General features: G+C 60.1%; 23 protein-coding genes. 8 read left to right on the top strand and 15 right to left on the bottom strand.

Annotated elements, in window-relative coordinates:
• Positions 1 to 133 precede the first annotated feature (133 nt).
• The 12 genes from sctC to AACY11_RS09420 all read right to left on the bottom strand — a co-directional run bounded on the left by sctC (position 134) and on the right by AACY11_RS09420 (position 9,908).
• Positions 134 to 2,119 carry a type III secretion system outer membrane ring subunit SctC gene (gene sctC / locus AACY11_RS09365; protein WP_339464260.1) on the bottom strand — a complete coding sequence of 662 codons (1,986 nt, stop codon included), beginning with the start codon at positions 2,117 to 2,119 and terminating at the stop codon, positions 134 to 136.
• Between the two features lie 13 nt (positions 2,120 to 2,132).
• On the bottom strand, positions 2,133 to 2,543 hold the full coding sequence (locus AACY11_RS09370) for a type III secretion system chaperone (protein WP_339494516.1): 411 nt from the start codon (positions 2,541 to 2,543) through the stop codon (positions 2,133 to 2,135).
• Positions 2,530 to 2,751 carry an HPr kinase gene (locus tag AACY11_RS09375; RefSeq protein ID WP_003225084.1) on the bottom strand — a complete coding sequence of 74 codons (222 nt, stop codon included), beginning with the start codon at positions 2,749 to 2,751 and terminating at the stop codon, positions 2,530 to 2,532. The genes AACY11_RS09370 and AACY11_RS09375 overlap by 14 nt, the downstream gene beginning before the upstream one ends.
• A gap of 72 nt (positions 2,752 to 2,823) precedes the next feature.
• Complete coding sequence (gene sctL, locus AACY11_RS09380) at positions 2,824 to 3,420, bottom strand: type III secretion system stator protein SctL (protein WP_339464262.1); 597 nt, start codon at positions 3,418 to 3,420, stop codon at positions 2,824 to 2,826.
• Positions 3,389 to 4,018, bottom strand: a complete 630-nt coding sequence (locus AACY11_RS09385; protein WP_339494518.1) for a hypothetical protein — start codon at positions 4,016 to 4,018, stop codon at positions 3,389 to 3,391. The genes sctL and AACY11_RS09385 overlap by 32 nt, the downstream gene beginning before the upstream one ends.
• Positions 4,018 to 4,809, bottom strand: coding sequence for a type III secretion system inner membrane ring lipoprotein SctJ (sctJ, locus tag AACY11_RS09390; RefSeq protein WP_339494519.1), 792 nt, complete (start codon positions 4,807 to 4,809; stop codon positions 4,018 to 4,020). Before sctJ ends, AACY11_RS09385 begins: the two co-directional genes overlap by 1 nt.
• Positions 4,810 to 4,818: 9 nt before the next feature.
• Positions 4,819 to 5,175, bottom strand: a complete 357-nt coding sequence (gene sctI, locus AACY11_RS09395) for a type III secretion system inner rod subunit SctI (protein WP_221729822.1) — start codon at positions 5,173 to 5,175, stop codon at positions 4,819 to 4,821.
• Positions 5,176 to 5,207: 32 nt separating this feature from the next.
• Positions 5,208 to 6,128: a DNA-binding protein gene (locus AACY11_RS09400; RefSeq protein WP_339464266.1), complete on the bottom strand. Its 921-nt coding sequence runs from the start codon at positions 6,126 to 6,128 to the stop codon at positions 5,208 to 5,210.
• A gap of 68 nt (positions 6,129 to 6,196) precedes the next feature.
• A complete protein-coding gene (locus tag AACY11_RS09405) occupies positions 6,197 to 6,403 on the bottom strand; it encodes a hypothetical protein (protein ID WP_045493062.1) in 207 nt (68 codons plus the stop codon).
• Between the two features lie 117 nt (positions 6,404 to 6,520).
• The gene (locus AACY11_RS09410; RefSeq protein ID WP_221729821.1) at positions 6,521 to 7,462 is read right to left on the bottom strand and encodes a sigma 54-interacting transcriptional regulator; all 942 of its coding nucleotides are present in this window, start codon (positions 7,460 to 7,462) and stop codon (positions 6,521 to 6,523) included.
• Positions 7,463 to 7,908: 446 nt separating this feature from the next.
• The gene (locus AACY11_RS09415; protein WP_339494520.1) at positions 7,909 to 9,252 is read right to left on the bottom strand and encodes a sensor histidine kinase; all 1,344 of its coding nucleotides are present in this window, start codon (positions 9,250 to 9,252) and stop codon (positions 7,909 to 7,911) included.
• Positions 9,249 to 9,908 (bottom strand): response regulator, encoded by a 660-nt coding sequence (locus AACY11_RS09420; RefSeq protein WP_221729819.1) that lies wholly within the window; start codon positions 9,906 to 9,908, stop codon positions 9,249 to 9,251. Before AACY11_RS09420 ends, AACY11_RS09415 begins: the two co-directional genes overlap by 4 nt.
• Before the next feature lie 216 nt (positions 9,909 to 10,124).
• On the opposite strand from AACY11_RS09420, the gene AACY11_RS09425 reads away from it, so the two are divergent.
• From AACY11_RS09425 to AACY11_RS09455, 7 genes are all read left to right on the top strand, one after another.
• The gene (locus AACY11_RS09425) at positions 10,125 to 10,595 is read left to right on the top strand and encodes a DUF2271 domain-containing protein (RefSeq protein ID WP_339494521.1); all 471 of its coding nucleotides are present in this window, start codon (positions 10,125 to 10,127) and stop codon (positions 10,593 to 10,595) included.
• A gap of 24 nt (positions 10,596 to 10,619) precedes the next feature.
• A complete protein-coding gene (locus tag AACY11_RS09430; protein ID WP_339494522.1) occupies positions 10,620 to 12,800 on the top strand; it encodes a PepSY domain-containing protein in 2,181 nt (726 codons plus the stop codon).
• Complete coding sequence (locus AACY11_RS09435; protein WP_339494553.1) at positions 12,790 to 13,761, top strand: FAD:protein FMN transferase; 972 nt, start codon at positions 12,790 to 12,792, stop codon at positions 13,759 to 13,761. Before AACY11_RS09430 ends, AACY11_RS09435 begins: the two co-directional genes overlap by 11 nt.
• A gap of 196 nt (positions 13,762 to 13,957) precedes the next feature.
• Positions 13,958 to 15,697: a dipeptidase gene (locus AACY11_RS09440; protein WP_339494523.1), complete on the top strand. Its 1,740-nt coding sequence runs from the start codon at positions 13,958 to 13,960 to the stop codon at positions 15,695 to 15,697.
• Between the two features lie 272 nt (positions 15,698 to 15,969).
• Positions 15,970 to 17,223 carry a multidrug efflux RND transporter periplasmic adaptor subunit MexE gene (gene mexE / locus AACY11_RS09445; protein WP_339464272.1) on the top strand — a complete coding sequence of 418 codons (1,254 nt, stop codon included), beginning with the start codon at positions 15,970 to 15,972 and terminating at the stop codon, positions 17,221 to 17,223.
• Between the two features lie 15 nt (positions 17,224 to 17,238).
• Positions 17,239 to 20,418 (top strand): efflux RND transporter permease subunit, encoded by a 3,180-nt coding sequence (locus tag AACY11_RS09450; protein ID WP_339464274.1) that lies wholly within the window; start codon positions 17,239 to 17,241, stop codon positions 20,416 to 20,418.
• Positions 20,415 to 21,836, top strand: coding sequence for a TolC family protein (locus AACY11_RS09455; protein ID WP_339464275.1), 1,422 nt, complete (start codon positions 20,415 to 20,417; stop codon positions 21,834 to 21,836). The genes AACY11_RS09450 and AACY11_RS09455 overlap by 4 nt, the downstream gene beginning before the upstream one ends.
• A 58-nt stretch (positions 21,837 to 21,894) precedes the next feature.
• On the opposite strand, the gene AACY11_RS09460 is transcribed toward AACY11_RS09455, so the two are convergent.
• From AACY11_RS09460 to AACY11_RS09470, 3 genes are read right to left on the bottom strand one after another with little or no spacing between them, the layout of a single operon-like run.
• Positions 21,895 to 22,875: an HlyD family secretion protein gene (locus AACY11_RS09460; RefSeq protein ID WP_339464277.1), complete on the bottom strand. Its 981-nt coding sequence runs from the start codon at positions 22,873 to 22,875 to the stop codon at positions 21,895 to 21,897.
• A 4-nt stretch (positions 22,876 to 22,879) separates the two neighbouring features.
• On the bottom strand, positions 22,880 to 23,080 hold the full coding sequence (locus AACY11_RS09465) for a DUF1656 domain-containing protein (RefSeq protein WP_339464278.1): 201 nt from the start codon (positions 23,078 to 23,080) through the stop codon (positions 22,880 to 22,882).
• The gene (locus tag AACY11_RS09470; protein WP_339494525.1) at positions 23,070 to 25,205 is read right to left on the bottom strand and encodes an FUSC family protein; all 2,136 of its coding nucleotides are present in this window, start codon (positions 25,203 to 25,205) and stop codon (positions 23,070 to 23,072) included. Before AACY11_RS09470 ends, AACY11_RS09465 begins: the two co-directional genes overlap by 11 nt.
• 172 nt (positions 25,206 to 25,377) lie before the next feature.
• Between AACY11_RS09470 and AACY11_RS09475 the strand changes: the two genes are divergently transcribed.
• The gene (locus tag AACY11_RS09475) at positions 25,378 to 26,433 is read left to right on the top strand and encodes a tetratricopeptide repeat protein (RefSeq protein ID WP_339494527.1); all 1,056 of its coding nucleotides are present in this window, start codon (positions 25,378 to 25,380) and stop codon (positions 26,431 to 26,433) included.
• Positions 26,434 to 26,446: the final 13 nt, after the last annotated feature.

A 26,446-nucleotide genomic window follows, 5' to 3' on the forward strand; every position in this document is an offset into this window, starting at 1 on the left:
TACCGGCCTGATACAACTTCATCTCGTCACCTTCCTTGTAGGACTTTTGATCATTGCGCCTGGCCGTGCGAGCCAGACAGTAAGACACTTGAATGATAAGAGCCGCGTTATTGAGTTATTTTTATAACCCCCGTTACTGTGGGGGCAACATCGATATCCGTGCCGGTGCCGCCGCCGACGTAGAGGTTGCTATCGGTCGCAAAGCCACGAAAACCTCAGTTGATTCACCAGGTTGCAAGAGGTACTGGGGTGCAACTGTTACGGCCAATGTCTGTGATCCTGAACAGGACGCCGGGTCGAACTGCAGGGCTTTGGCACTGGTGTTTTTCACCACACCCACCGCCACCCGAAAATCTGTCGCGCTGAACCACTGCATCCGCTGACGATCCAGCGTGAAACCGTGGCTCACTTTACACAGATCGCCCAAGGCCACACCAGATGATGACTGTTTGATATCACTGGGAATACCACCCTTCACCAGCCCGGCAAACGTCGAGGCAATCGTGGCACGCATAACCGAGGCTTTGCCGGGTTCACGTCCGGAGGCCAGCGCCCGATCCAGTTGCCCGCGATTTTCGCTGGCGACGTAGCGTGCCGGGTCAATCTGATCCCCTATCAGGCGCGGCGTCAGAATAAACAACCGTTCGCGCCGGGACATCTGGCGTTTGTTGGAGGAAAACAGCGGCCCGATCAACGGGATCTGCCCAAGCACCGGAACCTGTTGCTGCTGGTCGCCACGCTCGTCCACATGGAAACCACCGATCACCAGCGAACGGTTCTCGGCGATCACAGCCTGCGTGCTCACGGTGCCGCGCTTGACGGTCGGCGTCTGCTGATCACGCAATTGTTCCAGTTGGCCGTCTTCGATATCAACGATCAACTGGAAACGATTGCCCCCGACACCGGCAATGGTGCGCGGAATCACTTGCAGGCTGGTGCCAGCGGTCACAGGTTCAATGGTCGCCACTCGCTCGCCGGTGGCGGTGATGTACTGGGTGCGGCTGAAGTCGATGACCGCTGGCTGATTTTCCAGGGTGAGCACCGAGGGGCGGGCGATCACCGAAGCCACGCCTTGCCCCTCCAACGCCTGGATCTCGGCGAAGAACCGGTCAAAGTCGCGGATGAACAACGTCGAAGAACCGCTGCCGAGCAGCGAACTACCGGCGGTCACGCTGCCCGCCCGCACCGACCAGCGTGATTCCAGGTTGCTCAACTGATTACGGTCGATATCGAGGATGATGGCGTCGATCTCAACCAGCTTGCTCGGCAGATCCAGCTGCTCCACCAATTGCTGGTATTGCGCGCGTTTGTCCGGGTTGTCATAGATCAGCACGGCGTTGTTGCGCACATCGGCTGCCACACGGCGCTGCCCGCCCGAACCGGTTCTGGCCTCGCTGCGGCCGCTGACCCGCTCGGTGGCCAGGCGCAGGATTTTGCCCCGAGCGCTGTCGGCCATGCTTTGCAAGGCGTTGATATTGGCTTTGGGATCGAGGGCTGAAGGTGGCGTGGAGCGCTGGTTCTCCAGCAGTCCCTCAAGAATGGCGGCCACTCCGGGGATGGTGACGGTTTGGTCTCGATACTGAATCTGCCGGTCGGCCACCGCCGCGTAGCGCAGGGCAAACATCATCACCTGCTGCTTCTCGTCAGGCTTGACCTTTTCTTTGCTGAAGCTGCGGATCAGTTCAACGTAGCGCTGGGGCCCGCTGACCAAGACCACGCCTTCATCGGGCAACTCCCCCCAACCGAAGCGCTTGTCCAGCAGGCCGATATCGGTCAGTGCCTGTTTGAGATCCGGCGCGGCGTCAGCAGACACCTCCAGCCGCTGCGCGACCTGCGCCGATTGCGGGCTGACATACAGCTTGCCGTTGTAAACGAACCACTGGAACTGATGCTCCAGCGCCAGCCGATCAAGAAACTCCACGGCGTTGCTGGCCCGCAGTTTGACGTCAAGCATGCCACTGACGCCGGTCACACTCAGGCCCACACCAAAGGCATTGGCGAAATCGCGCAGCACGGTATCCAGCGAGGTTTGCGTGGCTTCATAGGCGTAGGCCGATTGGCCCCAGTCTTGCGGGACGGCGGCCACCGCGGGCAACGCCAGTGCCCAACACAAGGACATCCCACACAAGTGCTTAAACATAGCGGTGTCCCAAGGCGAGAGAACGGTTATGCGCGCGGGCGGGTGCAGGGCTGACGGCCAGCATCACCTCCCAGACTTCGCGCTGATTGGCCAACGCTTCGAGGGCGGCGATGATCGGCGTCACGCCCTCGGACGCCAGATAACGCATCAGGCACAGTCGACGCTCCTGCGGGTCCAGCGCCAAGGCCGCACTGAAGCGCCCCAGACTTGGCCCGGCCAAGCGCATTGCCGCCTCAAGTCCGGCGTCGCCGCCGCGCCAGACAACGCTCAAGCCAACGCGACACAACACCCCGGCCGGGCGCCGCTGCAAACGCACCGGTTGCTCATCGATATGCAGCGTCAACTCGCCCTCGCCGCTGTCCAGCCAACGTTGCAGAGTGCCCGTCAGCTCAGCGGATTTCATTGATGATTGCCTTGGCCAGGTTGTGTTTGACGACAATTTCCTGATTGGCCGCCCAACTGGCAGTAGAAGACTGGCGGATCGCCGAGTTGAAGGCGTGCCAGTCATCGGGGGAAAAGGCATCCAGCGACAAGGCCGCAGAATCCAGATCCTTTTGCGTGTGTTCAAAGGTGTTGTCGAGGCGGCGGCGCAGTGCATCAGAAGACAGCATGGTGAGACTCCAGATCCGAGAACTGCCCACTGAGTGGCCGACTACCGGAGTTGGTTCCCTGTCACGCGGTGATCATTGCTTCGGGGTGGTCGGCAATGGCCACACATGGCTGACCAACGCGTTCCAGGACAGGCTGAAGTCTCCCAGTGTGGTACGCAGGCACAGGCTGTCACGCGGCAGTTGCGCATCGGCGCGAACACTCCAGACGGCCTGTGCCGATTGCACCTGGCGGTCGACCTCTGCCAGATCCTGCGGATGACAATGCAATGTCCCGACGTCCTCCCGGGGATGGGCTGCCGCGATCTGACGCAATAACGCCGCGATTCGTTCCTGTTGCTCCAGCTCGCCCAGCAGACACTCAAGCGTGCGGGTCACCAGGGTTTCGGCGCTGCTGGTGATCTGCTCCCACATTTGCTGGCGCTGGGCCTGCCATTCGCTGAACAAGGCATCGGCTTGGCGCCAGATCTGGGCACCGGCCTGCTCGCGAGCCTCATGGGCAAGTTGCTCTGCCTGGCTTCGAGCCTCGGCCAGTATCTGCTCGGCATCGCTGCGGGCGGCCTCAAGCAGTTGATCGGCCATCAGGCTCTGTTCGAGGGTTTCACGACGCAACACCGGGCCATCGGGCAACGCCCGGGAATCACTGAGGGTCAGGCTGCGGCGGGTCAACATGCGGCGTTCCTTGTTCATTCTGGAAAGTGAGGGCGTACCAACCGACGGCCTGCCACAGACTGGTCAGGCGCTGGGGTGGCAATGGCGCAAAACCGTGAGCCTCAGCCGCCGCCACCCGTGAGCGATCAAATATCAGGCGCAAACGTCGCCACACCGCATCGCCGACCCACGCCCGCAACAGTCTCAGGCCTCGAATTTCAGGACTGTCGGCACTCCACGACGGCTGCAACCAGTGACCGGGTTGCAGCGCTTTACCCAACCGGCGACACCAGATCAGCTCGGCGCGGCTCAATCCGCCCACCTCAGCCGACTGACTGCCGGCGCAGACCGCCACCACCAGGTTCAGCACCCGCCGCCATTGCGTGCAATCAAGCGCGAGCAACGGTAACAAAACCGGATTGGGGGACGGCGGCCATTCGTGGCTCATGCCCAGGTGTGCATCCAGCCAAGGCCCTGAGTGGCGGCGCAAAAACGCCAGGCTGCAAGGCTCAATGCCCTGCTCGCCCAGCGCCCAACCGCTCTCGGCTCGCCGTGCGCCTTGCACCCACCAACGGACCCAGGCCAGCGCTTGCTCTGGTGATACCTGCGGCGAATTCATCACGAATCGGTTGGCGCCGTTCTGGCGCCCCCCAACATTTTGGCCAGCCGCTGACGCCATCGCGGGTTGAGGACCAGCAGTCCACCCAGCAGCAACACCCCCGCCACGGCACATAACCCGAGCAACCATTGCCAGAACTGCCAGCGCTCGCGAGTCATTTGTACCGGGCCAAAACTGACTTTTTGCACGGCCTCGTGATAGCTCTGAGCGGGGACGAAGACCACCGCAAGTTTCTTGTCATCGGCGCCACTGATTCCCGGGATGCTGCTGGCGACCATGCGCCGGATTCGCGGCAACAGGCTGTCCGGATCAAGTTCCGGGCGATGCTTGATGAACACCGCCGCAGACGCCGGTTGAACCGGTTCACCCGGGGCAACCCGCTCAGGCAGCACCACATGCACCCGCGCCACCACCACGCCGTCGATCTGGGATAGGGTTTGCTCAAGCTCTTGGGACAAGGCATAGAGATAACGCGCCCGCTCCTCAAGAGGCGAGGAAATCACCCCTTCCTTGCGAAAGACTTCGCCCAGGCTGGAGCGTGAGCGGCGCGGCAGACCAACCGCCTCCAGTGCCCTGACCGCTCGGGAAATATCCCGAGTCGCCACGAGCACCGCAACACCGTTTTTGTCCGGGCGCTTCTGCGCATCGATGTGCTTGCTTGCCAGTTCTGCCAATACTTCGTTGGCGTCCTGTTCGGACAACTCGCGGTGCAGTTCCATGCGCTCGCCACAGCCGTTCAGCAACAGGATCATCAGGGCCGGCACGAGCAGCCTGAGTACCTTGGAATGCATGGTCTGGCCTTATTGAAGACTGGTGAGTTTTTCCACACTCTGGGCGGCCTTGCTCACCAGTTTGGCGCTGAGCAAGCTTTCCAGATAAAACGAAGACAGCGACCGGTTGGCCTGCAATGCCTGTTGCGGATCGGTTGAGCGTGACGCTCGCTGCAAGTCGCGATCAGCCTTTTCGGCGTCCTTCTGCAACGCTGTGGAGGCCCGGGCGATCGCCGAATCGGGCGCATCCTCGCGCGGCGCTCGGGTCGCCGCCTGCTGCATCTGCGCATTGAACCAGGCAATGTCCGCCTCGGCAGGCGGCCTGAGCGGCAGCCCTTCAGCAACGGATAAACCCGAGTGGTTAGCTGTTACCCCTGTAATCGCCATTCATGCTCTCCTGCCAGGACGAAGGTTTACGCTCAGCCGCGATAGCTGGTGGTGCTTTGCTGCACCAACACTGAAAGCACGTTGCCGGCCGCAATGCTGGCGTCGGTCTTCAACGTGTTACCGGCACCGCCATTGAGGAAGTTCTGCTCGGCGTTGGGAAACAGCCCCCCCAGCGAATTGCCCTGGGCACTGCCCTTGACCTCGCCCTGGATCATGTCGATGGCCTTCTGGAACTGCTTGCTTTCACCCTTGGACATGAACAGGTCGCCCTCGGACAATTCACCCATCCAGTCCTTGGACTTGCCGTCAGGCTTGCCGAACTCTTCGGGGTGCATGTCCATGAAGCGCGCGACTTCCTTGAGCACGTCCTTGTCATCGTTGGAAAAGGCCATTTCGCCTCGCGCGTCGCGCATGGGATCGCCGGTGGGCTTGAGCAGGTTGCCGAGCTTTTCCTCACCGAGGTTGCCGAGCAGCGACGACAGCAAATCCTGGATGCCGCCGCTGCTCTGGTTACCGCCCGTGCTGCCCGCACCAGGATTCCAGCCGCTGCCAGCACCTGCGCTGGCGTTGCCGCCGCTCTGGGTGCCACCCCCCAGGATGTCTTTGATCAAACCTTCCAGGCCTTTGGTGAAAGCTTGTTTTTCATCACTGTTGAGGTAGTTGTCCTCACCCAATTCATCGCGCCAACTGCGCACCTTGCCGGTGGCATCGTCGGGCTTGCCGAACTGCTCAGGGTTCTTGTCCATGTAGTCGGCGATCATTTCGAGCAGCGGATTTTTCGCATCACGGATGTTCGCGCCGCTACCGTTTTTTTCAAACAGCGCGTCGCCCAGCAACGAGGCGATCTGCCCGGCGGTGCTGTCGGAGTTGCTCTGGAATTCGCTCATGTTGGCCGCGCTGAAGCTACCTTGGAATGAGCTGGTCTGGGGCATGCTTATCGAAGAAGAAAACATAGAAGTGCTCCTGCTTGACTGCACAAGTCATGGCCCTCCCGACCGAAGTCGAGAGAGCCCACGACCACTTAGTAGTTGATCGCCTTGCCGGTTTGCTGGGCAGCGTTCTGCGCTTTGGTCGCAGAGTCCTGATAGGCGCTGGCGATACCGTTGACGGTATCGGTCATCATCTTGTTGGACTGAGCCTCGGCGTTCATGGTGGTGGTTGCAGCAGCAGTGGCGTCCATCTTCGTCATGGCAGCCATCGAAGCGCCAAGGGATGCGGTACCGGCCATAGTGTTACTCCTGATAATCGAAGGTTGTTTGAACACCCCAATGGTGTTCGAACAATGAGTGGTCGATTTTCGGAAGCGGTTCCACGACGGCAGTGAATCTTCGCTCGGCAGCCCTGATCAGAGCTCGGGGGAGTCGATGCTCAGGCTTTTCATGCGGTGGTACAGGGTGCGCCGGGGGATGCCCAGTTCGCTGATGACCGAGTCGATGCACTTGGCATGGCGCGACAGGCAATCCTGGATCAGGGTTTTTTCGAAAAGGCGCAAATAGCTTTTGAGCGGCACGCAGGATGGGCTGTCAGCGCAGGGATCGTCCGTCTGCAGAGGCGGCATCCCGAGCACGAAACGCTCGGCCGCGCATTTAAGCTCGCGGATATTGCCCGGCCAGCGATGGCTGAGCAGGCGCTTGAGCAGATCAGGATCAGGCTCGGGGATGGGTTGGTGATGGCGCACGGCGGCTTCATTGACGAAGCGCTGAAACAGCGGCTGGATATGTTGCAAGCCCGAGCGCAGGGTCGGTAGCTGAATCTTGATGACGTTGAGACGAAAGAACAGGTCCCGGCGAAACTTGCCCTCCTCCACGAGTTTTTCCAGAGGGGTCTGGGTGGCGACGATCACGCGCAGATCCAGCGGCACGAAGCGTGTCGAGCCGAGGCGTTCGATACCCCGCATTTCCAGCACTCGCAGCAGCTTGGCCTGGAGCAGCAGCGGCATGCTGTCGATTTCATCAAGGTAAAGCGTGCCGTGGTTGGACGCTTCGATGTAACCGGCCCGGGACTTGGAAGCGCCGGTATAGGCGCCGGCCATGACACCGAACAATTCGCTTTCGGCCAGTTGCTCCGGAATCGCTGCGCAATTGAGCGCAATCAAAGGCCCTTCGCGGCAGGATAACGCATGGATTCGACGCGCCAATGTGTCTTTGCCAGTGCCGGTCTCCCCCTCCAGCACCATGTCGACCTTCAATGGCGCAGCCTTTCTGATAAAGGCTTGCAGCGTCCCTACAATGTCGAGAACTTCATGTTCCCACTGTACGGCGTGATTGTTCGAAAAGCCCCCAGTCATCTTGTTCCCTCATGATGATGATCACTTCTGTCGGGATCGAGGAATACAGGACGCCGGTTCTTCCTGAACGCAAAACACGGAAAGGGCTCTCGACGTCGCAAACGCAATGTATGCCTGCCACAACATTCTTTTTTTTCTGGGCGATAGAGATCAACGCGTGCCCGGAGTTCCGTTACCCGGCCGATCCCCCCACTCACCGAATCTGTCCGGCAATGCGGCTTGAACCAAGGAGGCGTATTTGTGCAAATCTGCCGCCAGGCTGTCAATCGACGGGGCGTGCGCTGCCGCGAAGTCTAAACAGACTTCATGAACGCGCAAAATTGAAATTGAGCCGTCCGATCATAGTGAATATCAATCAGCCTGCCCCGGTGATTCTATCTATCACAACCTTGTTTCAAGGGGTATGGAGCGTTTCGGCACGCGGGGCTCAGCTTGCGCAGAAAACCTCAGTTTTGGCTCATCGAGCAAAGCGGTAAAAAGATGCACACTTCAAACCCCTCCAGTCGACCTGTTGCAGGTGATGCCAGAACCATGCTCGCGTTGACGCCTTGCACAATGGTTTTGGCGATCGCCAACCCCAGCCCTGAACCCCCGGCCTCACGGCTGCCTCGCACAAAGCGTTCGGTCAGCCTTTGCAAAACCGGCTCGGGCACGGCCGGGCCACCGTTGATGACGCGAAGCACTGCCTGATGGGTCAGGCTGACCTGAACCGGTTGATCTGCCGCGCCGTACTTGAGCGCATTCTCGATCAGGTTGCGCAACAGGATGCCGAAAGCGTCCGGATCAATCGTCGAATAAACACTGGGCTGTTTGGGCAGTTGCAACTCGATACGTTGCCCGCTGCTGTGATTCCACTCATCCACCACATGGGCCAGTAACGGAATCAGATCCTGCGGGGTTTCGGACAACAGCCCGCCGCCTTCGGCCTTGGCCAGTTGCATGAGCTTTTCGGACAGTCGCGCCAGTTCGCGCAGTGAGTTTTCGATCTTCGCTGCACGCACTTGTAACGGCCCCTCTGGGGCTTCGTGGCGCAAGCGCTGGATCTGCGCCAGCGTCGCGGCCAGCGGTGTGCGCAGTTCATGGGCGCTATTGGCGGTAAAGCTGCGCTCGGCCTCCAATGCCTTGCGCAAACGTTCGAGCAGGTGATTGACCGCGTCAGCCAACGGGTCGATTTCAGCCGGCAACCGCGTCACGTTGATCGGTGACAGATCTCCCACACCGCGCGCTTCAACCGCGCGACGATAGGCCAACACGCTGCGCAAGCTGATGCGAACAAACAACCAGGTGCCCAATAGACTGATGGGAATCAGCGCCAGTAACGGCAACAGCAAGGCGAACAAGGCTTCCCGGGCCGCTTCACGGCGATGCCCCAAGGGTTCGGCAATGTCTATGAACAACGTCTGGCGCAACGCACTGGCCCCGTACAGACGATATTTTTTGGTGGTGGAAAAGCCTTCACTCGGTTGTGGGTTGAAGATCTTCGGATTGGCATCGTGAGACTGCATCAGAATCTGACCCTTGGCATCGCGCACCACGTACATCAGGTATTCGTTGTCCATTTTCAGGGTGGCGACATGTTGAGCTTCACGGGGCTCTTCACGATTGCTGATTTCCAGTACCGCCAGGGGCAGGATGCGTTGTGCGGTCTCCTCCAATGCACTGTCGAACGCCTCGTTCAACTCATGCTGCACCACCAGCCAGGCCCCGACGGTCGCGCCCAGCCAGAGCAACGTCATACCCAGCGTCAATCCCAGGCCAAGGCGTTTTTGCAGACTTGAGGGCGACTTCATACGGACGCCAACCGGTAACCCATGCCACGCACAGTCTCAATCAGGTCACGGCCCAGTTTTTTACGCAGTCGGCTGATATAGACCTCAATGGTGTTGCTCTCGATTTCGGCGCCAAACGCGTACAGACGCTCCTCCAGTTGCGACTTGGACAGCAGCGCGCTCGGACGCTGGACAAACGCTTCGAACAGCGCCCACTCACGCGACGTCAGGTCGACGAATACACCGGCGCGCATCACCGTGCGGGCACTCATGTCGACCTGCAAATCAGCGAGTTTGATTTGCGGATTGGGGTTACCGCTGTAACGGCGGGCCACGGCCGCCACGCGGGCCGACAACTCAAACAGGTCGAACGGTTTGACCAGATAGTCGTCGGCCCCGGCGTTGAGGCCGGCGATACGATCGGATATCTGATCCTGAGCGGTGAGGATGATCACCGGTGTTGTGTCTCCGGCTGAACGTTGCTGACGCAAAAAATCCAGCCCGCGACCGTCCGGCAGCATCAAGTCCAGGAGGATCAAGTCATAAGGCGTAGAGCTCACGCTATTACGTGCATGGTCCAGGCGCTGCACCCAATCAACGGCATGGCCGTCATCGGCGATCTGCTCGCGCACGGCCTCCCCCAGCCCGGCTGCGTCCTCGACCAATAAAACCCGCATCTGGCGCCTCCTGTGATGGTTGTTGTGTCGCACCCTAACCGCCTTACCTGACGTGAATCTGAAGATTCAGCAGGTTTTCAGTATGGCGCAGACAACGAGGACTACCTGCCCGAACGCGCCGCCGAATAGTCATCGCCGATTTATTTCCGGGCCTTTCAGGTTGCTGTCAGCCAACGGGTACAGGCTCTCGCCACAACGCTCAAACAGGACATCCACATGAAAAAAATCATCGCAGCAGCCTGTCTCATTGGTGCCATTGCTCTGCCAGGGTTGGCCCAGGCGCGTGAAGTGACGCTGACCACCCAGCTCAAAAACTACAGCGGCAACGATGCGTACCTGGCGATTTATGTCACAGATGCCAATGGCCAATACCAAAAAACCCTTTGGGTCGCTGGCAAGAAGGCCAAGTACTACCGCCACTTGACCGACTGGGCCCGTGGCAGCGGCATGCAGCGCAGCGAATTTGACGGCGTCAGCGGCGCCAGTGTCGGCAGCGGCCGCACGCTGAAGGTCAGTGTTGAACTGGCAGACGCCTTGATTGATGCCGGGTATCAGATCCGGATCGACAGTGCCGTCGAGGACAAGCGCGAAGGCCGAGCCGACATCAGTGTGCCGCTGACCTCAAAGGGTTCGGGGCAGCCGGTGACTGGCAGCACTTATGTCGATTCGTTTACCTACGACCTGTAGTACCGCCCACTCTGGAGGCCGAACATGCTTCGCCAGTTCCACTCACTGCCCGGTCTGATTGCCGCTCTGCTGGTCATGTTATTGGCCATCAGCGGCGCCATATTGTCCGTTGATCCTGCGCTGGAACGCCTGCACAGCACTTCAACCGCTGCCGGGCAGCTCAGCGTCGGCCAGTTGGCCGGGCGCGTCGCCGACCATTTTCCGGGGGTTGAGCAAATCCAGCGGACAGCGTCCGGGACGGTCATCGTCTATTACCGCCAGGATGGGCGCTCCGGCGCTGAAAAGGTCGATCCACTGACAGGCCAGGGTCTGGCGCCTTACGAGCCGTCCGGCTTCTCGCGCTGGGTCAAAGACCTGCATCGCTCGCTGTTCCTCGCAACACCCGGTCACGGGGTGTCGGGCGTCGGTGCGCTGTTCATGTTGATCCTGTCGGTGTCCGGCGCGTTGTTGCTGGCGCGGCGTCTGGGTGGCTGGCGCAATCTTCTGCGACCACAGCGCGGCACCTTCAGCCAGCGCTGGCACGCCGAAGTCGGGCGCCTGGCCTTGCTCGGGCTGCTGCTGTCGGCCGTGAGCGGGCTATACATGTCCGGCACCACGTTCGGTTTGATCGCCGACGGCACTCAGAACGAGCCGGCCTTCCCCACTCACATCAGCGCCGGCCCGGCCTTGCCTGTGGCCAGCCTGCCAGCCCTGCAGGCCGTCGACCTGAATGACCTGCGTGAACTGGTCTACCCGAGTGCCGACAACCCGCAAGACGTATTCTCTCTGCGCACCGCTCAGGGCGACGGCTATGTCGATCCGGTCAACGGCGACTTGTTGTCCTATCAAGCCCATGACGCGATGCGTAACCTTTACGAGCTGATTTACCAGTTGCACACCGGCGAAGGCCTCTGGTGGCTGGGCCTGCCGCTTGGCCTCTGCGCCCTGTGCGTGCCGTTAATGAGCGTGACCGGCATTCTGCTCTGGTGGCGCCGGCGCAAGGCTGGCGCGAAGATCCAGCACAACAGCCCGGCTCACTGCGCCGACAGCGTGATTCTGGTGGGCAGTGAAAACAACAGTACTTGGGGGTTTGCCAAAACCCTGCACGACGCCTTGCACCAGGCAGGCCATCGAGTCCATAGCGCCGCACTCAATGAATGGAAAGCCGATTATCACGGCGCTCAGCGGATACTCATCCTCACCGCAACCCACGGTGACGGCGACGCTCCGGCCTCGGCGTCACAGTTTCTCACGCAACTGAGCCAGGTCGGCCTCACGCCTGGCCAGCCTTTTGCGGTACTGGGTTTGGGGGACAGGCAGTTTGCGCAATTCTGTCAGTACGCCCATCAGGTTCAACAAGCGATGGAACAAGCCGACGGTTCGCCGTTGCTGGGACTGGAAACGGTCAACCGTCAGTCTCCACAGGAATTTGCTCGCTGGGGCGCGGCCTTGGGCGACGTGCTGGGTCACGAACTGACGTTGGTTCACCGCCCCAGCCACCCGCGCACCCAGCAACTGGTCCTGACCGAATGCATCGCCTATGGCGAGCAAGTCAATGCCCCCACTCACGTCCTGCGCTTCAAGGCAGCCAGCTCACTGCCGAGCTTTCAGGCCGGCGACCTGGTCGGCATTGTCCCGCCGGGCAGCGCGGTTCCGCGTTTTTATTCGCTGGCCAGCAGCGCAGAAGACGGCGTTCTGGAGATCTGCGTACGCAAACATGAAGGCGGCGTTTGCTCTCAGTTCCTGCATGGTTTGAGCATCGGTGCGACGATCGAAGCGTTTATCCAGCCCAACCCGCAATTTCGGCCGGCGTCCGGGACCCACCCGGTCATTCTGATCGGCGCCGGTACTGGCATTGGCCCACTGGCCGGTTTTATCCGCAACAACAAGGCGCGGCACCCGATGCACTTGTATTGGGGCGGACGCAACCCCGCTTCCGACTTCCTCTACGAACCGGAGCTCAACCGTTATCTGGCAGACCGGCGCCTCACCGCCCTGCGCGCCGTTTTTTCCCAGGTTCAGGATCGTAGTTACGTGCAAGACCGGTTGATCAGCGACGCACTCGCGTTGCGCCATTTGATTGAAAAAGGCGCACAAGTGCTGGTGTGTGGCAGCCGAGAAATGGCCAAAGGGGTGATGCAGGCGCTGGATGAGGTCTTGGCACCGCTCAACCTCAGCGTGATCACGCTCAAGGCACAAGGACGCTACCGTGAAGATGTCTACTGATACGCAACGCTACCGTTTGAACGGCGAAACCATGGGCACCCGCTACACGGCCCTGTTCTATGCCGAGCCCGGGATCAATTGTGACGAGATCGGCCTGGGCCTCGCCCATGCGGTACACCGGGTCGATCAGCAGATGTCGACCTGGAAGCCCGATTCCGATCTAAACCGCCTCAATGCCGCTGCCGAGCAGCAATGGCTGTCGGTGCCTCAGGAGCTGACCACGGTGTTGGCCGCCGCGCTGCGGGTCAGTCAACAGTCCAATGGCGCCTTCGATATCGCTGTAGGAGATCTGGTGCAGGCCTGGGGATTCGGCCCCGACGAACCCTCGATCACCGAACAGATGCTCGGTACCGACTCGCCAAAACCTCGACTGTCCGCCAGCAAAGCACTAGAGGTTGACCTGCAACGCAATCAGGTTCGCAAACGTGCGCCGCTGAATCTTGATTTGAACGGCATCGCCAAAGGCTTCGGGGTCGATCAATTGGCTCGCTGTCTGGAAGGGTTCGGCATCACCTGCTATCTGGTCGGCATCGACGGTGAAATGCGCGCCAGGGGCGTCAAACCTGATGCTCAACCCTGGGCCGTAGCCATCGAGAAACCCTGTCGCGGTGTGCGCGAAGTCATGGGGGTGATGGAACTCAGCGACTGTGCCATCGCCACGTCCGGTGACTATCGACACTGGGTCGATATAGGGGGGCAATCCTACGCACACACCATGAACCCGGCGACCGACGCCCCCTTGGCCAACTCACTCGCGTCCGTCACGGTGACGGCTTCCTCGTGCATGCTTGCCGACGCCTGGGCGACGGCACTGATGGTTCTGGGCGACATCGAAGGTCCACGCGTGGCACAGGCACGCGGCCTGGACGCTTTGTTCATTCTGCGCGACCGCGACCAATTCAAAGAAATATCCGTCGTCAGCGGCCAGCTTCAAACGCAGATACAGCCTCTAGCGGTGTAAACGGCGCAATGACAGTTAAAGCCTGTTGGCTCATTAAGTGCGCTCTTTCGCTTGTGCGTCGTTTTTACCGTCCTGTGCGACAGATCCCGTTTCAGGACTCCCGTGCCTGTCCGCTGCAGTGTTAGTTTGTAAATGCATGTGTCTCAGCGCTGAGACACGTCTTATCAACTGCCCTGCAAAGGAATGCCCCCGAGTCATGAATTTCCCTCTCAAGAATCTGGCCGCAACCTCGCTGATGCTGGCCTCATTGTCGCTATTCACGGTGCCGGCTCAGGCCAACATCACCCCGCCACAGAGCGCTGAAATCCTCAAGACCTTCAGCACCGGTTCGGTCACGGATTTCCGCCAGTTCCTCGGTGACCTGGCCAAGAGCGACCTGGCCAAAACGGCCGACATCGGCCCGGCCATCGGCGCGTTTCTCGACAATAAAACCCTGACGGCTGAACAACAGAACGAGATCTATCGCCTGCTCGGCCTCTATGCACGCGTGAAATACAGCGCGGCAGCCACCGAGACGCTGCGCGACCTGGTCCAAATCCCGACCTTTCGCAAGGACGGCGTTGCCCAGCACGACAACCCGGCATTCATCAAGATCGGCGAAAAGATCAAGGGCCTCGCCCAGTCTTTCAACCTGAACTTTCGCAACATCGACAACCGGGTCTATGAGATTTCCCTCGAAGGCACCGGCGATGAAGTCGTCGGCATTCATGCCCATGCTGACGTAGTGCCCGTGACGCCGGAAAACTGGGTACTGAAGGACGGCACCCGTCTTGATCCATTCAAGATCACCCTGATCGGTGACCGCATGTATGGCCGCGGCACCGAAGATGACAAGAACGGCATCGTCGTCACGCTCTACGCGATGAAGGTGATCAAGGAAGAAAAGCTGCCGCTGGCGCGCAATTTCAAGTTGTTGGTGGACACCACCGAAGAAACCACTGGCGACGCGATTCCCTACTACTTCGAGCGCAATCCAACGCCCAAGTACAATTTGGCGCTGGATGGCGGTTATCCAGTGGTGATTGCCGAGAAAGGTTACGGCACGGTCATGGCCCACTTTGCCAAGCGCCGGGCCGAGGGCAAAGGCGCGCAAATCATCTCGATGACGGGAGGCCTGGCGACCAATCAGATTCCTTCGGCGTCGGTTGCCACACTGGTCACCGACCAGCCCGCTGAGCTGGCGGCCAGCCTGCAAAAGGCCGGCGCCGAATACGCCAAACGCAATGGCGGCGATTTCCAGATCAGCAGCAAGGTCGACGGCAAAGACGTCAAGTTGACGGTCACGGGCGTGTCCGCCCACTCCTCCGAACCCGAGTCCGGGGTCAATCCGGTGGCGCGCATGCTCGACTTCATCAACAGCCTTGATGGCAAGGTCGCGCTCAAGCACAACCACATCACCGATGCTGCCCGCTACGCGGCTGACAACTGGGGGCTGGATTACCTGGGCAACAAACTCGGTGTTGGCTTCTCCGACGCCTTCATGGGCCCGCTGACCACGTCGCTGACCTATGTCGCGATGGATGACAACACCTTCAAGCTTGCGGTCAACCTGCGGGTTCCAAAAGGCAAATCACCCGAGAAACTCAAGGCCGAAATCGCTGAGAAACTGGCAGCCTGGAGCAAGAACAGCCACGTTGCCGTTACCTTCGACTATTCGGTCGCCGAACCGATGTACCGCAATCCCGAAGGTGAATGGGTCAAGGCGCTGTTGGCAGTGGCGACTGAGAACCTGGGCATGAAACACGAGTTCGGCACTTCAGCAGGAGCGACCTCGGTGCATGAGTTGCCCAACGGCGTGCAGTTCGGCCTGGCGCGGCCAGACGTCAAGTACACCGGCCATACCGATGGCGAGTTCAAGACCGTGGATCAATTCCAGCTGGATCTGCAAATCGTCACGGAAATGATGAGCCGCATCGGCCAGTTGCCAACACTCTGATTGCAATCTCGAACCCGCCGCCGTGGCGGGTTCGTCTTTTTAATCGCCACATAATCCCCGCCGCTCAGCCTCAGCGTCGAACATTGCACTGCCGGCAAGAAAAATTTGCCATCAGCGAGATTGATAGCCACCTAACGAAAGGTGCATGCTAGAGGGCTCACTCGGCCCTTATATCATTCCGAATGATAGTTACCTTTGCTTCATTCGATTCGTGCCATCCCACCCCCGCCCAGCATCATCCGCCCATCTTCAATACATTGGCGGATCAATCCATGGAACAGTCACTCAAACATTTGCGCTTCCCCTTGGCCATGTTGGCCGTGCTGGTGATGAGCGCTTGCGGCAAGACTCCGGAGACTGCCGCCGCCGCGCCTGCTGCGAAAGTCAGCGTGGCCAAGGTGCTGGAACAACCGGTCAACGAGTGGGATGAATTCACTGGGCGCCTCGAAGCGCCGCAAACCGTTGAAATCCGTCCACGGGTCTCCGGCCAGATCGACGACGTCGCCTTCACCGAAGGTGCGCTGGTCAAGAAAGGCGACTTGCTGTTCCAGATCGACCCGCGCCCATTCCAGGCCGAGGTTCGCCGCCTCGAAGCACTGGTCGCCCAATCCCGCGCCAACGCCACCCGCAGTGAAAACGAGGCGGCTCGTGGCGAGCGTCTGCGTACCAGCAACGCCATCTCCGCCGAGTTGGCTGATTCGCGTACCAGCGCGGCTAAAGAAGCCCGCGCCGCCGTCGGTGCGCTGCAAGCGCAACTGGATCTGGCCAAACTGAACCTGAGCTTCACCCGCGTCACGTCGCCGATCACCGGCCGTGTCAGCCGTGCCGAGATCACCGCCGGCAACCTGGTGACCGCCGACGTCACGCCACTGACCAGTGTGGTCTCCACCGACAAGGTCTACGCCTACTTCGACGCCGACGAGCGCGTATTCCTCAAATACACCCAACTCGCCCGCCAGGGTCAGCGCGGGGCCGGCACCCCGGTGTATATGGGCCTGTCCAATGAAGACGGCAACCCGCACCTGGGCCACATGAACTTCGTCGACAACCAGGTCAATCCGAAGACCGGCACCATTCGTGGTCGCGCGGTATTCGACAACAGCGACGGGCTCTATACCCCGGGTCTGTATGCACGGCTGAAACTGGTCGGCAGCGGCACCTACGACGCCATGCTGATCAACGATGAAGCGGTGGGCACCGACCTGGGCAAGAAGTTCGTACTGGTGATGGACGCGGACAACAACACCGTTTATCGCGCCGTCGAACTCGGTCCGAAGATCGAAGGCCTGCGCATCGTCCGTACCGGTCTGAACAAGGACGACACGATCATCGTCAAGGGCTTGCAACGGGTACGTCCTGGCTCACCGGTCACCCCTGAAGTGGTGCCGATGGCCAGCGAACAAACCATCGCGGCACTCGCACAACAACGTCAAGCGCTGGAAGCCAGCAACCCGCCTAAAGACGCCCCTGCCAAAGGTGCGTCCGGTTCGGTTGCGAAGCTGGCTGCTACGACCCCACGCGGTTAAGGGACGACAACTCCGATGAATTTTTCCCAATTCTTCATTTCACGGCCGATCTTCGCAGCGGTGCTGTCGCTGTTGATCCTGATCGCCGGTGCGATCTCGCTGTTTCAATTGCCGATCAGCGAATACCCGGAAGTCGTTCCGCCGACCGTCGTGGTACGTGCCAACTTCCCGGGTGCCAACCCTAAAGTCATCGGTGAAACCGTGGCCGCTCCGCTGGAGCAGGCCATTACCGGTGTCGAGAACATGCTGTACATGTCCTCGCAATCGACCGCTGACGGCAAGATCACCCTGACCATCACCTTCGCCCTGGGCACTGACCTGGACAACGCGCAGGTGCAGGTACAAAACCGGGTGACCCGCACCGAGCCGAAACTTCCCGAGGAAGTGACGCGCATCGGTATCACCGTCGACAAGGCCTCGCCCGACCTGACCATGGTTGTGCACTTGACCTCGCCGGACAAGCGCTACGACATGCTCTACCTGTCCAACTACGCCATCCTCAACATCAAGGATGAGCTTGCTCGTCTGAACGGTGTCGGTGACGTGCAACTGTTCGGCATGGGCGACTACTCGCTGCGGGTCTGGCTCGATCCGAACAAGACCGCTTCGCGCAATCTGACGGCCACCGATGTCGTCACCGCGATTCGTGAACAAAACCGTCAGGTCGCTGCCGGCCAACTGGGCGCCCCCCCTGCCCCGAACGCCCAGAGTTTCCAGCTGTCGATCAACACGCAGGGCCGTCTGGTCACCGAGGAAGAGTTCGAGAACATCATCATTCGCGCAGGCGATGACGGTGAAATCACCCGCCTCAAAGACATCGCCCGCGTCGAACTGGGTTCCAGTCAATACGCCTTGCGTTCGTTGCTGGATAACCAGCCCGCCGTCGCGATCCCGATCTTCCAGCGCCCAGGCTCCAACGCCATCGACATCTCCAACGAAGTCCGGGCGAAGATGGACGAACTGAAGAAAGGCTTCCCGCAAGGCATGGACTACAGCATCGTCTATGACCCGACGATCTTCGTGCGTGGCTCGATCGAAGCGGTGGTTCACACCCTCTTCGAAGCGCTGATCCTCGTGGTTCTGGTGGTGATCCTGTTCCTGCAGACCTGGCGCGCCTCGATCATTCCTTTGGTGGCGGTGCCGGTATCGTTGATCGGTACGTTTGCGGTGATGCACCTGTTCGGCTTCTCGCTCAACGCCCTGTCGCTGTTCGGCCTGGTACTGGCCATCGGGATCGTGGTGGACGACGCCATTGTGGTAGTGGAGAACGTCGAACGGAACATCGAACTCGGATTGGCGCCGGTCGAAGCCACCAAGCGCGCCATGCGTGAGGTGACCGGGCCGATCATTGCCACGGCACTGGTGCTGTGTGCGGTGTTTGTTCCGGCGGCGTTCATCTCCGGTCTCACCGGGCAGTTCTACAAGCAATTCGCGTTGACCATTGCGATTTCGACCGTGATCTCGGCGTTCAACTCGCTGACCCTGTCGCCGGCACTGGCCGCTGTATTACTGAAAAGTCATGACGCGCCGAAAGACCGCTTCTCCAAATTGCTGGACAAGATCTTCGGCGGCTGGCTGTTCCGTCCGTTCAACCGGTTCTTTGAAAAGGCCAGCCATGGTTACGTTGGCACCGTTCGCCGGGTCATCCGTGGCAGCGGCATCGCCCTGCTGCTGTACGCAGGCCTGATGGTGCTGACCTTCTTCGGTTTCTCCAGCACCCCGACCGGTTTCGTACCCGGCCAGGACAAGCAATACCTGGTGGCCTTCGCGCAACTGCCGGACGCTGCGAGCCTGGATCGTACCGAAGACGTGATCAAGCGCATGTCCGATCTGGCCCTGAAACAGCCAGGGGTGCAAAGCGCTGTAGCGTTCCCGGGACTGTCGATCAACGGCTTCACCAACAGCCCGAACGCCGGCATCGTGTTCGTGACCCTAAAACCGTTCGACGAACGTAAAGACCCGAGCATGTCCGCCGGTGCAATTGCCGGTGCCTTGAACGGCCAGTTCGCCAACATTCAGGAAGCGTACATGGCGATCTTCCCGCCACCGCCGGTACAAGGTCTGGGCACCATTGGTGGTTTCCGTCTGCAAATCGAAGACCGGGGCAACCTGGGCTACGACGAGCTGTACAAAGAAACCATGAACATCATCAACAAGAGCCGCAACGTGCCGGAACTGGCGGGCCTGTTCACCAGTTACACCGTGAACGTGCCGCAGGTCGATGCCGCCATTGACCGCGAAAAAGCCAAGACCCACGGAGTGGCGATCAGCGACATCTTCGACACCCTGCAGATCTACCTGGGCTCGCTGTATGCCAACGATTTCAACCGTTTTGGCCGCACCTATCAGGTCAACGTTCAGGCCGAGCAGCAGTTCCGCCTCGAGTCCGATCAGATCGGCCAATTGAAAGTGCGCAACAACAAAGGCGAAATGATCCCGCTGGCGACCTTCATCAAGGTCAGCGACACCTCAGGTCCCGATCGCGTGATGCACTACAACGGTTTCATCACTGCGGAAATCAACGGTGCAGCTGCTCCCGGCTACAGCTCGGGCCAAGCGGAAAAAGCCATCGAGAAACTGCTCAAGGATGAACTTCCGAACGGCATGACCTACGAATGGACCGACCTGACCTACCAGCAGATTCTGTCCGGCAACACCGCGCTGTTCGTGTTCCCGCTTTGTGTACTGCTGGCGTTCCTGGTGCTCGCCGCTCAGTACGAAAGCTGGAGCCTGCCATTGGCGGTGATCCTGATCGTACCGATGACCCTGCTGTCGGCCATCACCGGTGTGATCATCTCCGGCGGTGACAACAACATCTTCACCCAGATCGGCTTGATCGTACTGGTGGGGCTTGCCTGCAAGAACGCGATTCTGATCGTCGAGTTCGCCAAGGATAAACAGTTGGAGGGGCTCGACCCGCTGGCGGCGGTACTGGAAGCCTGCCGTCTGCGTCTGCGGCCGATCCTGATGACCTCCTTTGCGTTCATCATGGGCGTGGTGCCACTGGTGTTCTCCAGCGGTGCCGGTGCCGAGATGCGTCACGCCATGGGTGTAGCGGTGTTCTCCGGGATGCTCGGGGTGACCTTCTTCGGTCTGTTGCTGACGCCAGTCTTCTACGTACTGATTCGCAACTTTGTCGAGCGCAGCGAAGCGCGCAAAGCGGCCAAAGCTCTGAAACTGGAGGCGCAACAATGAGTCTGAAAGTCTTCCTGCCGAGCCTGCTGGTGCTGGCACTCAGCGCCTGCGCCGTCGGTCCCGACTACAAGACCCCGGCGACGGAAGCGGCCAACATCACGACCGCCACCGACGGCGCCAACGGTCAAAAAAACTTTGACCGTTCGAAATTCGAAGGCATCTGGTGGCAGCAGTTCGACGATCCGACCCTCAACCAGTTGGTGACCCAATCGCTGCAAGGCAACCGAGAACTGCGCGTGGCGTTCGCCCGCTGGAAAGCCGCCCGAGCGATCCGCGACGACGCCAGCAACGACGCAATGCCGACCATTACCAGCCGCGCCAGCAGTGATCTGGCCAAGGGGCAGATTCCCGGTCAGACCACCAAACGGGTCAGCAGCGAACGCTATGACCTGGGCCTGGACATGGCTTGGGAGCTGGACTTGTTCGGTCGCATCCAGCGCAATCTGGAAGCCAGCGACGCCGACCAACAGGCCGCCGAGGCCGATCTCTACCAACTGCAAGTCACCATGATTGCCGAACTGGTGGACGCCTACGGTCAACTGCGCGGCGCCCAACTGCGGGAAAAGATCGCCGTGGCCAATCTGAAAAACCAGCAGGCGTCGCGCAAGATCACCATCAGCCTGCGTGACGCCGGCGTTGGCGATCAGCTCGATGTCGAACGTGCCGATGCGCGTCTGGCCTCGGTCGAAGCCAGCGTGCCGCAACTGCAGGCGGAACAGGTTCGACAGAAAAACCGTATCGCCACCCTCCTGGGTGAGCGTCCGGACAAGCTGACCGTCGATCTGAGTCCAAAAGACTTGCCGGCGATTGCCAAGGCCCTCCCAATCGGGAACCCGGGCGAACTGCTGCAACGCCGTCCGGACATCCTCAGCGCTGAACGCAAGCTGGCCTCGGCCACGGCGCGGATCGGCGTGGCCAAAGCAGACCTGTTCCCACGGGTCAGCCTCAGCGGTTTCCTCGGCTGGACGGCCGGGCGCGGCTCGCAGATCGGTTCTTCGGCGGCCAGTGCCTGGGCACTTGGCCCTAGCATTACGTGGGCAGCCTTCGACCTTGGCAGCGTCAGAGCGCGCTTGCGCGGCGCCGATGCGGATGCCGAAGGCGCCTTGGCGACCTACGAGCAACAAGTGCTGTTGGCACTGGAAGAGTCGGAAAACGCGTTCAGCGATTACGGCAAACGCCAGCAACGCCTGATCTCGCTGATCCGTCAGAGTGAATCGAGCCGCAAGGCCGCTGACCTGGCAGAGATTCGTTACCGCGAAGGCACGACGGACTTCCTCGTGCTGCTCGACGCCCAACGTGAACGTCTGAATGCCGAAGACAGCCAGGCCCAGGCCGAAGTCGATTTGTATCGCGGCATCGTCGCGATCTACAAGGCGCTGGGGGGTGGCTGGCAGCCAGAGACAGTCGCCATTCAGTAAGAGTTGTTAAAGAGCTCCTTTGGTTGGCCGCAACCAACCAAATTTTTTGCCCCGCGTATCATTCGGTCGCGGGGCTTTTTTGTGCCTGATCTTTTTTGTTTTCCAGAATCGTGACTGTGGCGGTGGTACCTGCCCGCAAGCGGTTCTTGCCGGCATAGTCACCGTCGATTTCGATCCGTACTGGCACCCGTTGCGCCAGTTTTACCCAGGTGTAACTCGGATTGATGTTGGCCAGCAGCCGACTGCCCGGGGCGTTTTCACGGTCGGCGATGGCGAAGGCGATGCTCTGCACCGTGCCCCCGAAGGTTTCACCGCTCATCAACTGAACCCGCACCCGATCGCCTTCCTCGATTCGCGGCAGTTTGGTTTCTTCGAAATAGCCGCTGATGTAGAACGAATCACTGTCGACCAGCGCCAACAGCGCCCCACCGGCCACCGCGTAATCACCCTGACGCGTCAACAGGTTGGTGACATAGCCGCTGACCGGCGATTCAACACGAGTACGCTGCAGGTCCAGTTGCGCTTGAGTCAGTGCGGCAATCGCCAATTGCACGTTGGCTTCGGCCAGCCCGAGATTGGCCTGATTGCGCAACAGATCAGCCTGGGCAACAGCCACATCGGTACTGGATTTTTCCCATTCCTCCCCGGAGATGGCAAAGCCCTGTTTGAGCTTACGCCGCCGGCGCTCTTCGCTTTGACGCTGTTTGAGCAGTGCTTCACTGGCAACAATCGCGGCTTGCGACTGCCCCAGTGTGGCCTTTGCCACTTCAACCGCGCGCCGCGAATGCTCTACCGCCAAGCGGTAGCGTGCCGGATCGATTTCCATCAACAGCTGGCCTTTGTCGACATGCTGATTGTCCTGCACCGCCAGACTGACGATGCGTCCCGAAACATCAGCCGATAAGGTCACCACGTCCGCCCTCACCCGGGCATCCCGGGTCCACGGCGCGCGGGTGTAATGCTCCCAGGCAAACCAGCCGAGCACGATTGCCAGTATCACCACCGCCAACGTCGTCAATCGAGCAAGTAACACTTTCAAGGCATCAGGCTCCCATCAGCAAAATCAGCGTGGCACAGACGCAGACATACAACGCGCCCTCAAAAAGTGCTTCATGCCAGACCCGTCGCATCACCCCCAGTCGGCGCAAAACCCAGTCCAGCAACATGAATATCGGTATGGCCAGCAACAGGGCCTGGGCAATCGGTGGCAGATAAACGCCGCCAATCTCGAAATCAATGGGCAAGGGTTGGCTCTCCTTCCGGGGCATTACGTTGCAACTGTTCGCCATGGCGCTCAAGGAATGAAACGACGATCATCAAAGCTACACGCATGCGAAACACCGACCATAAATGTTCATGACTGGCGACGTGCAAATCATCCAGCTCATCCCCCAACCCGTGCAGCTTGACCAGCAACGGCGCCAGTTGTGCGTCGTGGCGACCCGCCACAAAGCGCCCGGTCTTGCGCAGGCTTGAAGACAAGCGCTGGCTGAACGCATCCGTCAGCAGTGCATTGTTCTGCGCCTGCTGCCTGAGTTGGTGGGTGGCCACACCCAAGGCTACGCACGCCAGACTGATTTCATATAGCTGCTGCATGGCGCGGTCATTTGTTGCCGGCAACAAGCCAAGCATGCTGGTCAGGCGATCAACCATGCGGCTTTCGAAGGCGAATTGTTGTTGGTCGGTAGGCGGTGTTTTGGTCAGTTCATAAACCTGCTCGCGCGCCTCGTGATACAACCGGCGAACTCGCCAGACCGGGCGAAACGGAAAAATCCACGCATAGACGATCAGCCCCAGCATCGCCGCGCTGACGTAAGCACCGGCAAACTCGAACCATTGAATGGCCGTGTTCTGCCCGGTGCCGACATTCTGTGGGCCGAGGAGAAGAAAACTCGACAGCCCAAGGCCCATACCGATTCCGGCAGTCGCCGGGCTCGCCAAACCCACCGCGATCACGTAAAGCAGAGGGGCAAGTATCAACGCCAGCAACTCGAAATCGCTGATCGCCGGCACCAGCATGAACTGATAGACCGCCGAGACCACAAGTGCCAACCCCAATCCACGGGCATAACTTTGCGCGGCCATCAGCGGTCGCGGGAAAGTCGCCATGAGCGAACAAAGAATCCCTACCAGAATCATCCCGCCCCGAGCGCCGTCCCAGGCCGTTTCGATCCAGATCAGCCCGGCCACCAGCAAGGCGGTGAAGGCTCGTATGGCGTTCATGGTGGCCAGCGTGAAATCCAGATGCAGTGAGCTGGCCTGACCGCGATAAAGGCAACTGGCCTCGCGCCCCTCCTGAATCGCGTCGCTCAATTCCAGTATTTGCTCCAGTTGCTGCAATAGCCGCGCCTGCTCCCAGCGCAACGCCCAAGCCAGTGACCGCAGGGGGGCGCTCAGGTCTTCGGTCAACTGTTCAGTCTGGTAAGCCAATGCTTCGAACTGCTGTTGCAGCGTGACGAAGTGATGCCGCGTCTCGGCAGACATAGACCTCCCCTGCTCCGCCAACTGATCGAGAAGCGCCAGTTCAGCGGCACGCAGGCGCTGGACATTCTGCGGCAAATCGCCCTCCCAGCGCTCGGTGAGCAGTTCGCGCTGATGCCTCAATGCGGTCAACCGAGACGTCAGCAACATCAGCTGGTTGCCCAACAGCAGCACCAGATTGTTGGCACTGCGCAATCGTGGCGCGTCGAAATACAGGTGTCGCCGCAGCCCTTCAAGGACGCTGATTTCACCGAGCAACTGCATTTGTCGGTGCTGAAATTGGGCTTCGCTTTCTTCTGTGCGAATCACTGCAGCGGCGTGGCTGGCGACGAGTTTGATCACTTGGTCGACCTTGGCGAAATACCCCTTGGCCACGGCTTCCGGGCGCGCCGTGAGCAAGCTGACCACACAGACACACGCCACGGCCAGCAGGGTCTCGGTGACGCGGGTGATGGCCAATAGAAAGGTGCCGTCCTGATTGGGAATAGCCAGTAATGCCACCACCACAGCGGTATAGCCACTGAGTACAAATGCCTGGGAGCTGGTGTAGCGCAGCAAGGTGCCGCCTGCCGTGCACAAGGCCAGCCACAAGGCCAGCGTGGTAATGAATGGCAGCGGCGCCTGCGGGAAAATCGCCATGATCAACACCGCGACGGCCGCCCCCAGGGTGGTACCGATCACCTGACCGAAACTGCGCGCCAACGCCATCCCTGCCAGCGGCTGGCTGACAATGACGACCGCCATGATCGACCACTTGGGTTGGTCAAGATCGAACACAAACGCCAGATACAGCGTCAGCAACCCCGCCGCGATGGTGCGCAAGGCAAACAGCAGGATCGCCTGACCGGGATGTATCACGGCCTTGAAGTAATTGAGCAGGGCTTGCATGGGCACACTCGTCGAAACAACTCCTCCAAGCGTAGACACTGCCTTGAAAACTTCACGACTCACAGAGTCGACGCGACTTGTAGGCCGATTCGCATGTATCGGGTTTGACTCACAGGCCGGGCTGACCGAAGCTTGCCGCTGCGCTCAAGTTCGCCTGTTTTCGGAATCCTGCATGCTCAAGTCCCGCCGTTACCTGCTCATCAGCCTTGGCCTCGTGCTCGTCATCACCGTGGCCTGGTTATCCCTGCGCAGCAGCGCCCCGGTGATCCCGGACGCGATCAGGCACGGTTACAGCGAAGCGCTGAGCGCCGCCCGTACCGGTCAAGCGGGCGCGGCACGTCAGTTGTATCAACAATTGGGGCGTGCCGATCTGTCGGTCAAGCGACGCGTCTGGCTGCATGACGAACTGGCTAACTACCCCAGTCCGCAGGCCTTGAAACTCGCCGATGCGGACCTGCAGAACAAATCGCCCAAGGTGCGTGCAGCGGCAATCAACAGTGTGCTTGGACTGGTTCCGGGCGGTGAACGCAGCCTGTTGCTGGGGCCGATGCTTGATGATGAAAATCAAACCGTCCGTTTTGCCGCGATCAACGCTCTGCTCGGTTTGACGCCTGATGAGCTAGGCCTGTACTTCGCGCCGCTGCAGCAGGCGATTGACGGCTGGGAGCAAGTGCTCAAGGGCCAACCTGAAAGTGCAGCCAACTATGCGCAACTGGCTCGCCTTTACATCCATAACGCTGAACTCAAAAACGCTCAGGTTGCACTGGACAATACGCTGCGTCTGGAACCCGGCAACCTGCAGGCGCTGGTCATGCAGATCGATGTGCTTGACCGCCAGGGACAGACTGACGCCGCCCGACAATTACTCGCCCGACAGCTCAAGGCCCAGCCAGACTCCGCGTATCTGCAACATGCCCTCGGTCTTTGGCTGCTGCACCACGGTCAGCGTGAATACGCCCTGCTCGGCTTGTCCAAAGCGGTCGAACTGGAACCTGACAACAAGGATTACCGCTACGACCTCGCCACCACTCTGCACAGCGCCGAGGAACTGGAGGCCGCGCAAAAGCAGTTGCAGGAAATCGTTCAGCGTCATCCCGCTGATCGCAAAGCACGGGTGTTGCTGATCAATTACTGGAAAGAGAGCGGCCAACTGCAGAATGTGCAGGTTCTGCTGGCCCAACTCGAACAACTGAACCCCGACGATCCCGCGTTGCAGCAAGGGCTCTGAACGAGCGTTCAAA

This window comes from Pseudomonas sp. RA_105y_Pfl2_P56 (genome assembly GCF_963970845.1).
In the GTDB taxonomy this organism is placed as follows: domain Bacteria; phylum Pseudomonadota; class Gammaproteobacteria; order Pseudomonadales; family Pseudomonadaceae; genus Aquipseudomonas; species Aquipseudomonas baetica_A.

Excerpts from the sequence above, each read along its gene's own strand:
- sctC (WP_339464260.1), bottom strand. The coding sequence starts at position 2,119 with ATGTCCTTGTGTTGGGCACTGGCGTTGCCCGCGGTGGCCGCCGTCCCG.
- AACY11_RS09370 (WP_339494516.1), bottom strand. The coding sequence starts at position 2,543 with ATGAAATCCGCTGAGCTGACGGGCACTCTGCAACGTTGGCTGGACAGC.
- AACY11_RS09375 (WP_003225084.1), bottom strand. The coding sequence starts at position 2,751 with ATGCTGTCTTCTGATGCACTGCGCCGCCGCCTCGACAACACCTTTGAA.
- sctL (WP_339464262.1), bottom strand. The coding sequence starts at position 3,420 with ATGTTGACCCGCCGCAGCCTGACCCTCAGTGATTCCCGGGCGTTGCCC.
- AACY11_RS09385 (WP_339494518.1), bottom strand. The coding sequence starts at position 4,018 with ATGAATTCGCCGCAGGTATCACCAGAGCAAGCGCTGGCCTGGGTCCGT.
- sctJ (WP_339494519.1), bottom strand. The coding sequence starts at position 4,809 with ATGCATTCCAAGGTACTCAGGCTGCTCGTGCCGGCCCTGATGATCCTG.
- sctI (WP_221729822.1), bottom strand. The coding sequence starts at position 5,175 with ATGGCGATTACAGGGGTAACAGCTAACCACTCGGGTTTATCCGTTGCT.
- AACY11_RS09400 (WP_339464266.1), bottom strand. The coding sequence starts at position 6,128 with ATGTTTTCTTCTTCGATAAGCATGCCCCAGACCAGCTCATTCCAAGGT.
- AACY11_RS09405 (WP_045493062.1), bottom strand. The coding sequence starts at position 6,403 with ATGGCCGGTACCGCATCCCTTGGCGCTTCGATGGCTGCCATGACGAAG.
- AACY11_RS09410 (WP_221729821.1), bottom strand. The coding sequence starts at position 7,462 with ATGACTGGGGGCTTTTCGAACAATCACGCCGTACAGTGGGAACATGAA.
- AACY11_RS09415 (WP_339494520.1), bottom strand. The coding sequence starts at position 9,252 with ATGAAGTCGCCCTCAAGTCTGCAAAAACGCCTTGGCCTGGGATTGACG.
- AACY11_RS09420 (WP_221729819.1), bottom strand. The coding sequence starts at position 9,908 with ATGCGGGTTTTATTGGTCGAGGACGCAGCCGGGCTGGGGGAGGCCGTG.
- AACY11_RS09425 (WP_339494521.1), top strand. The coding sequence starts at position 10,125 with ATGAAAAAAATCATCGCAGCAGCCTGTCTCATTGGTGCCATTGCTCTG.
- AACY11_RS09430 (WP_339494522.1), top strand. The coding sequence starts at position 10,620 with ATGCTTCGCCAGTTCCACTCACTGCCCGGTCTGATTGCCGCTCTGCTG.
- AACY11_RS09435 (WP_339494553.1), top strand. The coding sequence starts at position 12,790 with ATGTCTACTGATACGCAACGCTACCGTTTGAACGGCGAAACCATGGGC.
- AACY11_RS09440 (WP_339494523.1), top strand. The coding sequence starts at position 13,958 with ATGAATTTCCCTCTCAAGAATCTGGCCGCAACCTCGCTGATGCTGGCC.
- mexE (WP_339464272.1), top strand. The coding sequence starts at position 15,970 with ATGGAACAGTCACTCAAACATTTGCGCTTCCCCTTGGCCATGTTGGCC.
- AACY11_RS09450 (WP_339464274.1), top strand. The coding sequence starts at position 17,239 with ATGAATTTTTCCCAATTCTTCATTTCACGGCCGATCTTCGCAGCGGTG.
- AACY11_RS09455 (WP_339464275.1), top strand. The coding sequence starts at position 20,415 with ATGAGTCTGAAAGTCTTCCTGCCGAGCCTGCTGGTGCTGGCACTCAGC.
- AACY11_RS09470 (WP_339494525.1), bottom strand. The coding sequence starts at position 25,205 with ATGCAAGCCCTGCTCAATTACTTCAAGGCCGTGATACATCCCGGTCAG.
- AACY11_RS09475 (WP_339494527.1), top strand. The coding sequence starts at position 25,378 with ATGCTCAAGTCCCGCCGTTACCTGCTCATCAGCCTTGGCCTCGTGCTC.